This window comes from Actinoplanes oryzae (assembly GCF_030757795.1).
Lineage (GTDB): Bacteria > Actinomycetota > Actinomycetes > Mycobacteriales > Micromonosporaceae > Actinoplanes.
Genome location: NZ_JAUQWH010000104.1, coordinates 22024 through 31505, shown reverse-complemented (window position 1 = coordinate 31505; position 9482 = coordinate 22024). Strand labels below are relative to the sequence as shown.

12 protein-coding genes are annotated in these 9482 nt (G+C 74.5%); 4 read left to right on the top strand and 8 right to left on the bottom strand.

The window, feature by feature from the left end; translation table 11 throughout:
• The coding region (locus RBH18_RS28435; RefSeq protein ID WP_306213184.1) for a DALR anticodon-binding domain-containing protein at positions 1-369 on the top strand (369 nt) is incomplete at its 5' end.
• Here RBH18_RS28435 and RBH18_RS28430 read toward each other — a convergent pair.
• From RBH18_RS28430 to RBH18_RS28405, 6 genes are all read right to left on the bottom strand, one after another.
• Positions 366-1694, bottom strand: a complete 1329-nt coding sequence (locus tag RBH18_RS28430; protein ID WP_306213183.1) for a hypothetical protein — start codon at positions 1692-1694, stop codon at positions 366-368. The two genes, RBH18_RS28435 and RBH18_RS28430, sit on opposite strands and share 4 nt — an antisense overlap.
• Positions 1691-2275 carry a hypothetical protein gene (locus RBH18_RS28425; RefSeq protein WP_306213181.1) on the bottom strand — a complete coding sequence of 195 codons (585 nt, stop codon included), beginning with the start codon at positions 2273-2275 and terminating at the stop codon, positions 1691-1693. Before RBH18_RS28425 ends, RBH18_RS28430 begins: the two co-directional genes overlap by 4 nt.
• On the bottom strand, positions 2272-3597 hold the full coding sequence (locus tag RBH18_RS28420; protein ID WP_306213180.1) for a hypothetical protein: 1326 nt from the start codon (positions 3595-3597) through the stop codon (positions 2272-2274). Before RBH18_RS28420 ends, RBH18_RS28425 begins: the two co-directional genes overlap by 4 nt.
• Positions 3594-4397 carry an ABC transporter ATP-binding protein gene (locus tag RBH18_RS28415; protein ID WP_372338998.1) on the bottom strand — a complete coding sequence of 268 codons (804 nt, stop codon included), beginning with the start codon at positions 4395-4397 and terminating at the stop codon, positions 3594-3596. The genes RBH18_RS28420 and RBH18_RS28415 overlap by 4 nt, the downstream gene beginning before the upstream one ends.
• A 77-nt stretch (positions 4398-4474) precedes the next feature.
• Positions 4475-4834: an STAS domain-containing protein gene (locus RBH18_RS28410; protein WP_306213176.1), complete on the bottom strand. Its 360-nt coding sequence runs from the start codon at positions 4832-4834 to the stop codon at positions 4475-4477.
• Between the two features lie 69 nt (positions 4835-4903).
• Positions 4904-5821 carry an RDD family protein gene (locus RBH18_RS28405; RefSeq protein ID WP_306213174.1) on the bottom strand — a complete coding sequence of 306 codons (918 nt, stop codon included), beginning with the start codon at positions 5819-5821 and terminating at the stop codon, positions 4904-4906.
• A 41-nt stretch (positions 5822-5862) separates the two neighbouring features.
• Here RBH18_RS28405 and RBH18_RS28400 point away from each other — a divergent pair, with 41 nt between their 5' ends.
• Both RBH18_RS28400 and RBH18_RS28395 read left to right on the top strand, forming a co-directional pair.
• Positions 5863-6858, top strand: a complete 996-nt coding sequence (locus tag RBH18_RS28400; protein WP_306213172.1) for a stage II sporulation protein M — start codon at positions 5863-5865, stop codon at positions 6856-6858.
• A gap of 141 nt (positions 6859-6999) precedes the next feature.
• On the top strand, positions 7000-7590 hold the full coding sequence (locus RBH18_RS28395) for a DUF5753 domain-containing protein (protein ID WP_306213170.1): 591 nt from the start codon (positions 7000-7002) through the stop codon (positions 7588-7590).
• Between the two features lie 4 nt (positions 7591-7594).
• Here the strand turns inward: RBH18_RS28395 and RBH18_RS28390 are convergent, their stop codons facing one another.
• Positions 7595-7780 carry a DUF397 domain-containing protein gene (locus RBH18_RS28390; RefSeq protein WP_306213168.1) on the bottom strand — a complete coding sequence of 62 codons (186 nt, stop codon included), beginning with the start codon at positions 7778-7780 and terminating at the stop codon, positions 7595-7597.
• A gap of 196 nt (positions 7781-7976) precedes the next feature.
• On the opposite strand from RBH18_RS28390, the gene RBH18_RS28385 reads away from it, so the two are divergent.
• A complete protein-coding gene (locus RBH18_RS28385; protein WP_306213166.1) occupies positions 7977-8855 on the top strand; it encodes a helix-turn-helix domain-containing protein in 879 nt (292 codons plus the stop codon).
• A 32-nt stretch (positions 8856-8887) separates the two neighbouring features.
• Here the strand turns inward: RBH18_RS28385 and RBH18_RS28380 are convergent, their stop codons facing one another.
• Complete coding sequence (locus RBH18_RS28380) at positions 8888-9340, bottom strand: DUF6232 family protein (protein WP_306213164.1); 453 nt, start codon at positions 9338-9340, stop codon at positions 8888-8890.
• Positions 9341-9482: the final 142 nt, after the last annotated feature.

Below are 9482 nucleotides of genomic sequence, written 5' to 3'. Positions count from 1 at the left end.
GCCCTGACCGGCAACACGGGGCCCTACCTGCAGTACGCGTACGCCCGGATCAGCTCGATCCTCGACCGGGCCGGCGCCGTCACCCCCGCCGCGGTGACCGTCGCGGACCCGGCCGAGCGGGCCCTGGTGCTGGAACTGCTGGCCTTCGAGCCGGTGGTGACCGCGGTCGCCGAGTCGCTGGAGCCGCACCGGCTGACCGGCTACCTGTACACGCTGGCGGCGCAGTTCAGTACCTTCTACGAGCGGTGCCCGGTGCTCAGGGCGCCCGGCGGCGTCCGGGAGAGCCGCCTCACCCTGTGCCTGCTGACCGGCCGCATCCTCCGGCGCGGCCTCGACCTGCTCGGCATCGCGACCCCGGCCCGCCTTTAAGCCAGGATGCCGCGGGTCTGCCGGCAGGCTTGCTCGGCGCGCCGGACGGCGTCGACGCGGCGCAGCGCCTCCCGCTCGGGCAGCCGCTGCAGGACGCGCCAGAGCCGGACGGCCTCGGCGGTGGACTCCGACGAATCGGAGGTCGTCAGCGGGTCCACCGCCTCGTCCGGCAGCGGTTCCCGGCCCAGCAGCCAGGAGACGGCTGCCTTCTCCACCTCGGTGGCGATGCCGTCGTGGCACATCGCGTGCGGGCGGAGGACGTTCTGCAGCAGCCGCATCCGCAGCAGGTCCGGGCTCAGGAGCCGGCCGTCCGGACCGAGCTGGACGTCGGCGAGCAACACGCCGGGCCGCCGGGGCGGCGACGTCTCCGGGCGGAAGGTGCTGGTGTCCTCGTGCACCGCCCGCGGCGGATCGGGCAGGACCGCCACCAGGCCCAGCACCTCCCGGGCCACCGGGGTCACCGCCGGGAGCAGGGCGGCATGGACCCGGCTGACGCAGACCACCGGCGTGCCGTCGGCGCACACCTGCTCCTGCGCGCCGGGGTCGGGCGGATGGGCGACGAACGCTCGCCCGTGCGGCACGATCGCCAGCGCGGCGACGGCACCGAGCACCGGCGGGAGCAACGCCACCGGCCGGGTACGCCGGTTCGCCGTCATGAACAGCAGCAGGCCGCCGAGGCCGAGGCCCGTGACCCAGACGGCCTGCGCGGCGCTGAGCCGGAGCGGGATCGTCTGGAACTCCGTGTCGAGCCACATGTCGTGGACCGGCGACAAGGTGTGCGCCAGCCACTCCCGCCCCGGGCGCGGCGCCATCGAGACCACGAGCAGCCCGGCGCCGGCCACGGCCGCCAGGGGAGCGGTCACCAGGAAGGGCAGCAGCCGGCCGGCGGCGAGGCCGAGCCAGACCGCCGCGACCGTCGCCAGGGCCCCGGCCACGACGACGGCACCGGCCTCCGGCGGCCAGTAGCGGACCGTGCCGGCGAGGCGGGTGGCGCTCCCGGCGGTCGCCAGGAGGTAGCCGCCGGCGGCCGCGAGGGCCAGCGCCGCCGCGGTCGGCACCACGCGCAGTCCCCCCGGGCGCGGCACGCTGGTGAACAGCTCGTCCACCTTGGCCCGGCGCTCCCGGCAGCCCTGCCACACCCCGGCGGCCAGGGCGAGGGGCAGCAGCAGCACCTGGTACTCCCGCTGCGCCACGACCAGCGCCATCGAGCTCGACGCCCAGCGCGCGTGTCCCCCGGCGAGCGTGAGGCCGCCGGCGAGCAGGAGCAGCAGGGCCGTTCCGGGGGCCGCCGACCGGCGCAGCTCGAGGGCGAGGATGCGGGTCATGGACGGGCCGCCGGGCCGGCGACCGCGTACGCCACCAGCCCGCCCGCCCCCAGCACCGCGGCCGTCACCAGCGCGACGGTGTTACCCGGCGCCTGCATCTGCCAGGTCGCCAGCTCCTTGAGCACCGTGCCCTCCAGGGGGTAGAGGAGCACGGCCAGCGTCCAGCCCAGCGGCGCGAACCAGGCCCTCGCCGCGCCGAGCACCGCCGCGCCCAGGGCGGTCAGGCCCAGCAGCCCCACGGCGTCGCGGACGGCCACGTCGACGGGGGAGAAGCGCGCGCCGGTGGCCTGCGTGACCAGCAGCAGCGCCAGGACGACCGCCAGCGCGACCAGCAGGTGCGCCGCCCGTCGCCACGGCCAGCGCAGCGAAGCCGTCCGTTCCAGGGCGTCGTCCGCCCCGGACAGCGTCATCGCCGGAATCGTCACCAGCAGCAACACGGCCAGGATCACCATGACCGGGTTGACGTCACGGGCGTCGGAGAAGACCGACCACAGTGTCCACAGCAGCGCCTGGAGCCCGGCGGTGACGGCCAGCGCCGCCGGGACGCGCCGGGAGCGCAGATAGAGCGCCAGCCACCTCACAGCAGGCCGTCCGTCGCCTGGCACGCCATCGAGGCCCGGCGCACCGCCGCGACGCGGGCCAGCGCGTCCTGCTCGGGCCGCTGCCGCAGGCGTTGCCACAGCTGGAGGGCCTCGGCATTCGTCTCGGGCGACTCGTAGACGACGTCGGCGAAGATCTCCGTGTCCGGCAGCGGCTCCTCGCCGAGCAGGTAGAAGATCGCCGCCCGCTCGACCGCGGGGTTGCCGTACTCCTGGCACTCCCGGTCGGTGTGGAAGGCGCTCCGCATCATGCCGTACTGCGTGGCCCGGTGCCCGATCAGCTTGCCCCGGGCGTTCGTGAAGAGGTCGGCCAGGATCACGCCGGGCGGCTGGGGCGCCGGGCTGAGCGGCAGATAGGTGGTGGTGTCCTCGCGGACCGTCGTCGGCGGGTCGGGCAGCTTCGCCAGCACGCCGAGCGTCTGCCGGGCCAGCGGGGCGAAGTCGTCCAGCAGGCCCGCGCGGATCCGGGTGACGCAGACGGCCGGGGCGTCGCTCGTGCACACGAGCTCCCGCGCGACCGGGTCGATCGGGTGCGCCTCGAAGTCGTCGCCGTGCGGGACGACCGCGATCGCCAGGGCCGCCCCGAGCGCCGCGGGCAGCAGGGCCGCCAGCCTGCCCCGCCACGAGCCGGCCATGAGCAGCACCACCGCGGCGACGGCGAGGGCGGCGAGCCAGATCGCCTGGGCGGCGCTGGTCCGGCCGGCCATGGTCTGCCAGTCGGTGTAGAGGCCCATGCCGTACATCGGGGAGAGCACGTAGGCCAGCCACTCCGGGGTGCCCGGGATCGCCCCGACGACCATCAGCAGGCCGATGCCGGCCACCGCGAGCAGGGGTGCTGTCACCAGGTAGGGCAGCAGCCGGCCGAGGGCGAGGCCGAGCCAGGCGGCCCCGATCATCGCCAGCAGCCCGACCGCCAGGACGACGAAGGCCTGCATCGGCACGTAGCGGGCCGTGCCGGCCATCCAGATCCCGCCCGCCGCCGTGATCAGCAGGTAGCTCGCGACGGCGGCGATGCCGAGCGCGCCGGCGGTGGGAAGAACCCGCCGGGCCTGCGGCCGGGGAGTGGACGAGAACAGCTCGCCCACCTTGGACCGGTGCTCCCGGCGGCCCTGCCACGCCCCGGTGGCGAGCGCCAGCGGCCAGAGCAGCACCAGATACTCCCGCTGGACCATGGCCAGCGACATCCCGCTCGTCGCCCAGCGGGTCGGGGCGGCGAAGAGCAGGACGAGCCCCGCCAGCAGCACGGCCGCGGCGGCTCCGAGCGCCGTGGACCGGCGCAGCTCGATGACCAGGACGCGCGTCATCGGGCCGCCTCCGCCCGGTGCCGGCGCAGGATCGCCGAGTAGCCGCGCTCGGCCGGGCTGTCCCCGGCGTGCCCGTCGCCGCCCGCCTCGACGAGGCTCGCGGGCGTGCCCTGGTGCACCAGCTTGCCCTCGTTGAGGAGCACGACCTCGGAGCACGCCGCCACCACGTCCTCCACCAGGTGGGTGGAGACCAGGACGCAGCTGTCCGTGCCGAGATCGCGCAGCAGCTCGCGGAAGTCGAGGCGCTGCTCGGGGTCGAGCCCCACGGTCGGCTCGTCGAGCAGCAGCACCGCCGGGTCGTTGACCACGGCCTGGGCGATGCCGGCCCGGCGCAGCATGCCGCCGGACAGGGTCTTCATCCGCGCGTCGGCCTTGGCGGTGAGCCCCACCCGGTCGATCGCCCGCTGCACCGCGCCCGGCACGGCGGCCTTCGGCATCTCCTTGAGCCAGGCCATGTACTCCACGAACTCGCGCACCGTGAACCGCGGGTAGAAGCCGAACTGCTGCGGCAGATAGCCCAGCCCCCGGCGCACCTCGCGCAGGTCGCCCCGGCCGCCGACCTCCCGGCCGAGCAGGGTGAGCCGGCCGCCCGCGGGCCGCAGCACCGTGGCCAGCGCCCGCATCAGCGTCGTCTTGCCGGCGCCGTTCGGCCCGAGCAGCCCGTGCACGCCGGTGCCGAGGGCCAGGTCGAGGCCGTCGACGGCCAGGTGCCGCCCGGCGCGGACCCGCAGCCCCTCGGCATGCACCGCCCAGGCATGGGTGGTGGGGGCCGTCTCGGCCGCGCTCACCGCACGCATCATCGTCTCCTCCAGGGATCGGCGGCGCCCGATGGCGCCGTTTCACACCCGGGAAGACGACCCGGTGCCGGGGACGGTTCTCAGCTGGCTGTGACCCCGGTCACAGCCAGGGCGGCGGACATGGCCTGCGGCACGGTGTCGAAGGACCGGAACGCCGTGTCGAGGCGGGCGCCGCGCAGCACCGTGCGGACCAGCGGCGACGGGCTCGCCAGCAGCACGTCGCCCCCGAGCCGGCGGGCGCTCTGCGCCGCCGCGAGCAGCGGGCTCAGCGCCACGGACCCGATGACCCCGGCGCCGGCCAGATCCACGATCACCCAGGGGTGCCGGTCGAGGGCGGTCCGCAACACCTCCCGCAGCTCGGGGAGATCGTCGAGGTCGAGGTCGCCGACGACGCGTACCAGGGAGGCTCCGTCCAGGACATGCTCGCTCACCGTGACCATGGACCCAGCCTCACGCGGTCAGATGGCGAAGTTTCGACAAGATCGTGAAGGACACGTGACGAACGGCGGTCACTGACCGTCCGGGCGAGCCTCCTTGGCGATGCCGAGCAGGGGCGGGTGGGTCACCGCCGGGTCCCAGGACGGGCCGCCGGCCGCGGGCCAGTCGGGACGGCCGAAGCCCGGCCAGATGCGCTGGGTGAGGGCGCGGGCGGCCTGCGTACGGGCGCCGGCGCGCTGCCGCCGCTCGGCCAGCACCGCCGTGAGGAACATCCAGGGCGGCACGCCGTGCGGCACCGGCCGGCCGATCCGGGCGCTGATCTCCGCCGTCAGCCCCTCGGCGAAGCGGTCGTTCATCGGCTGCCGGATGTCCCGCGACCGGGCGAGGTAGTGCCGCGTCGCCAGGGCCAGGTCGTCGTCCAGCCCGGACAGGTCCAGCTCCGCCGCCCAGCCCGCGAGCTGCGGCGGCATGGCCGGCGCCCAGCCCCACGGCGCCGGGCTGCGCTCGTGCACGACGAACGTGCCCGCCGCCAGGTCGCCGAGCCGCCGCCCGCGCCGCGAGAAGATCATCGTGCTCAGCGCGACCGCCCACGTGAACGGCGGGAAGAGCAGCCCCGGCCACTCCACCGCCGCCCCCACCAGCGCCCGGACCAGGGCGTGCCGCAGCCGGATCGGCCCGCCGTCCTCCCGGACCACCCGCAGGCCCAGCGCCCGCTTGCCCAGGCTGCGGCCGTTGGTCATGGTCTCCATCACGGTCGGGTACGCGATGAAGGCGACCACCACGGCGACCGTCGTCAGCGTGCTGAGGAACGCCTCGTCGACGAACTTCTCCAGGGCGGCCGTCGCGATCGCCCCCGCGGCGGCGCCCAGCACGACGGCCAGCGCCACCTGCACGACGAGGTCCAGCATCAGCGCCAGGCCGCGGGAGCCGACCCGGGCGTGCCGGACCTCGACCTCCACCGCCTCGCCGTTGACGAGCTGCTCTCTCATGGCCGTTAGTCAACAGGATCGCCGCCGGATACTCTGCGCCGGTGGACCTGGACGCCTACGTCAGCGAGCGCCGCGGCGAGTGGAACCGGCTGGAGGCGCTGACCCGGCGCCGCAAGCTCGCCCCGCACGAGGCCGACGAGCTGGTGCTGCTCTACCAGCGGGCGGCCACCCACCTGTCGGTCGTGCGCAGCCACTCGCCCGACCCGCTCCTGGTCGCCACGCTCTCCCAGCTGGTCCTCGCCGGGCGCGCCGCGATCACCGGCGGCCGCCGCTTCTCCTGGCGCCCGGTCGCCCGGTTCTTCACCACCACCCTGCCGCTGGAGCTCTACCGCTCGCGGCACTGGTGGCTGGTCGCGATGGTCGTCAACGTGCTGGCCGGGGGAGCGCTGATCGCCTACTTCGCGGGCCACCCCGACGTCATCGAGATGTTCAGCCCCGGTGCCCTCGCCGACTCGTCCGCGAAGGACAGCTTCGTCGACTACTACAGCGAGTTCCAGGCGCAGAACTTCGCCGCGAACGTGTGGACGCACAACGCGCTGATCGCCGGCCAGTGCCTGGCGTCGGGCGTCCTGATCGTGCCGGTCTTCTGGATCCTCGGCTCGAACCTGCTCAACATCGCCCTCACCGGCGGCCTCATGACCTACACCGGCGACGGCGACATCTTCTGGACGTACATCCTGCCGCACGGCTTCCTCGAGCTGACCGCCATCTTCGTGGCCGCCGGCGCGGGCCTGCGCATCGGCTGGGCCTGGATCGCCCCCGGCCCGCACCGCACCCGCGGCCGCGCGCTGGCCGAGCGTGCCCACGCCGGCATGCTGGTCGCCCTGGGCCTGGTCGCGATCCTGCTCGTCGCCGGCGTCCTCGAGGCCTACGTGACCCCGTCCGGCTGGCCCGACGCGGTGCGCATCGGCGTGGGCTTCGCGGTCTGGCTGGCCTTCCTCGCGTACGCCCTCGGCGCGGGCGCCGCCGCCGAGCGCCGCGGGGAAAGCAGCGACCTCGCCCCCGAGCACACCGTCACCGAGGTCCCCACGGCGTAGTCGGCGGCTCTTGTCCACCAACGGACGAACTGCCACGGCGTGTCCGATGGCCGCGACTCTGGTGCGGTGACTACTGGGCGCAGGCTAGTTTGCAAAACGCAGACAGCATTCCGCAGTCGGCGTTGCCCCCGGGAGGTTGCCGTGGTTGTCGCGCATCGGAACGCCTCCGAGGCGTTCGCCCGCCTGCTGGAGCTCGAGCCGACCGTCGGGCACCTGTGGCACAACCAGCCGTTGGTCCTCCCCGGCCTCCTGCAGACCGAGGAGTACGCGACGGCGCTCATCGCCGCTCTCGGCGGCCTGCGGCCGGGCGATCCGGAGCTGATCGACAGGGTCGGCCTCCGGCTGCGGCGGGGCGCCGCCTTCCTGGCCCGGCTGCGCGGTGCCGACCCGCCCTCGTTCACCGTGGTCATCGATGAGGCGGTGCTGGTGCGCGGAGTGCTGCCGGCGGAGGCGATGGCGCGTCAGTTGGACCACCTGCGCGAAGTGGCGGAACTGCCGACGGTCCGGCTGGGGATCGTTCCGCTCGCCGCCGGGGCACACGCGACGCAGACCGGCAGCTTCGAGGTCTACGACGACCGGGCAGTCTTCGTGGAGTCGGCCGAGGGCGATCGCCTCCTGACCGACCTCGGCACTGTCCGGCGCTGTCAGCAGCTCGTGGAGGCAGCCCTCGCCTCGGCGGCCACTGGGCCGGAGGCGCTCGCGCTGCTGCGGGGTGCCGCCCGGGCCGGGTGAGCGGTCACCGGCCCGCCTTGACGAAGGCGATGAACTGCCGGAAGGCGTCCAGCCCGACCTCGAGCACCGGGCCGGACGGATCCTTGGAGTCGCGGATCAGCACCGTCGCGGACCCGACCGCGATCTGCACGCAGTTGCCGCTGGAGCTTCTCGAGCTCGTACGCCAGGCGAGGTCGCTGCGATCTGTCATGTCTCCTCCTCGGGGCGCCCGCCCACGACGCCGGCGTGGCCACCCGGTCACCCACCGTACTGGTGGGGTGTGCCGGACGGAACCCGGGCTCCTGTTTGGACGAACGCGGACAGCCGTCGGCGGGTAGGCTCCGGCAGATGGAGTTCCGCCGATGGCGATTCGCAGATCGGCGCGTCCGGCCGGGGGTGCTCGCCCGATGACCGTCGCCGCAGGTCCCGCCGTCGCCCGCGAGCGTCTGCGCCGGCGCCTCCGCGAGCTGCGGGAGCGGAGCGGGCTGTCCTCGCAGGAGGTCGCCCGCAGCATGGACTGGTCGGGCTCCAAGCTGAGCCGGATCGAGAAGGGCGACGTCACCGTCCAGCCCCTCGAGGTGCGGGCCCTGCTCGCCCTCTACCGGGTGTCGGACGACGCCGAGGTGCTGACCCTCACCGGGCTGGCGCGGCGGTCGCGGACCCGGCAGTGGTACAGCAGATACCGCTTGGGCGGGGACTACCAGCGCTACGTCGCATACGAGAGCGAGGCCCGGCGCATCAGCATCTGGCAGGTCCTCTACGTGCCCGGGCTCCTGCAGACCCCCGAGTACGCCCGCGCGATCACCGCGTTGTCCACCGGCCGCGATCCCGGCGACGAGTACGTCGAGGCGCGGGTCGAGCTGCGTCTGGACCGGCAGCGGGCGTTCCAGGAGCGGCTGGGGGAGCCGGACCCGCCGCATCTGGTGGCCGTCATCGACGAGTCGGCGTTGCGCCGCCCGATCGGCGGTCACGCGGTGATGGCCCGGCAGCTGGACCACCTGCTGGAGCAGGGCAGGGAGCCCGCCCTGACGCTGGCGGTGGCGCCGCTCGACCTGCTCCGCCATCCCGGGCTGGGCGGCCCCTTCGAGCTGCTGGAGTTCGCCGGCGCCGCCGACCCGGACGTGCTGTTCGTGGAGGCCGCGGCCGGCACCGACGACCTGACCCTGGACCGGGGGCTCACGGCGGAGCACAAGAGGATCGTCGACGACCTGCTCACGGTGGGTCTGACCGGTGACGAGGCGCTGGACTTCGTGCGCGGCGTGCGCAACGCGATGGTGCGGGGCTGACCCCCGGGGCCTCCCTCCCGAGGGTCAGCCGCTCAGGCGCGGTAGTCGCGGTCCAGTTCGACGGCGCGCAGCACCGCCCGGTGGACCTGGCCGAACTCCCGCTTGCTGGCGGTCTGGAAGAGCTCCACCCGCCGCCCCTGGCAGGTCGCCCGCAGCGCCATCCAGCGTGGGTTGCGCCGCTCGTCGACCAGCGCGCCCACCCCCGTGCCGGCGGCCGCCGCCGCGCCGGCGCAGATCAGGGCCACCGAGCCCGAGGCGGCGGCGAGCGGGGCGGCGAGGCCCAGCTCGACGGCGGCGGTGGCCAGCGCGGTCACCCGCGCGCTGTGGTTGCTGACGTGGATCTGCCGGACGTCGTCCAGCAGGCGGACGGGCAGCCGGCCGGCCGTGGTCTCGACGTACTGGCTGGTGACGATGATCCGCGGGCCGCGGTAGTACACCGCCCATCCGTTGTGGCCCGGTGCTTCGTAGTGCGCGTGGACTGCCATGTTCCGCACCTCCCTGCCCCTGGCACCGATGGTGAGTGCCATCTGCAACGTTCAGCCGGCACACAGCAGGCGGCGATGTGCTGACTGCACATCCCCGCTAAGGACTTACGTGGCTTTTGCCCGGCAACGGCGCGCAATGCGG

Excerpts from the sequence above, each read along its gene's own strand:
- RBH18_RS28380 (WP_306213164.1), bottom strand. The coding sequence starts at position 9,340 with ATGGCAGTCCACGCGCACTACGAAGCACCGGGCCACAACGGATGGGCG.
- RBH18_RS28430 (WP_306213183.1), bottom strand. The coding sequence starts at position 1,694 with ATGACCCGCATCCTCGCCCTCGAGCTGCGCCGGTCGGCGGCCCCCGGA.
- RBH18_RS28410 (WP_306213176.1), bottom strand. The coding sequence starts at position 4,834 with ATGGTCACGGTGAGCGAGCATGTCCTGGACGGAGCCTCCCTGGTACGC.
- RBH18_RS28405 (WP_306213174.1), bottom strand. The coding sequence starts at position 5,821 with ATGAGAGAGCAGCTCGTCAACGGCGAGGCGGTGGAGGTCGAGGTCCGG.
- RBH18_RS28415 (WP_372338998.1), bottom strand. The coding sequence starts at position 4,397 with ATGATGCGTGCGGTGAGCGCGGCCGAGACGGCCCCCACCACCCATGCC.
- RBH18_RS28390 (WP_306213168.1), bottom strand. The coding sequence starts at position 7,780 with ATGACAGATCGCAGCGACCTCGCCTGGCGTACGAGCTCGAGAAGCTCC.
- RBH18_RS28385 (WP_306213166.1), top strand. The coding sequence starts at position 7,977 with ATGACCGTCGCCGCAGGTCCCGCCGTCGCCCGCGAGCGTCTGCGCCGG.
- RBH18_RS28420 (WP_306213180.1), bottom strand. The coding sequence starts at position 3,597 with ATGACGCGCGTCCTGGTCATCGAGCTGCGCCGGTCCACGGCGCTCGGA.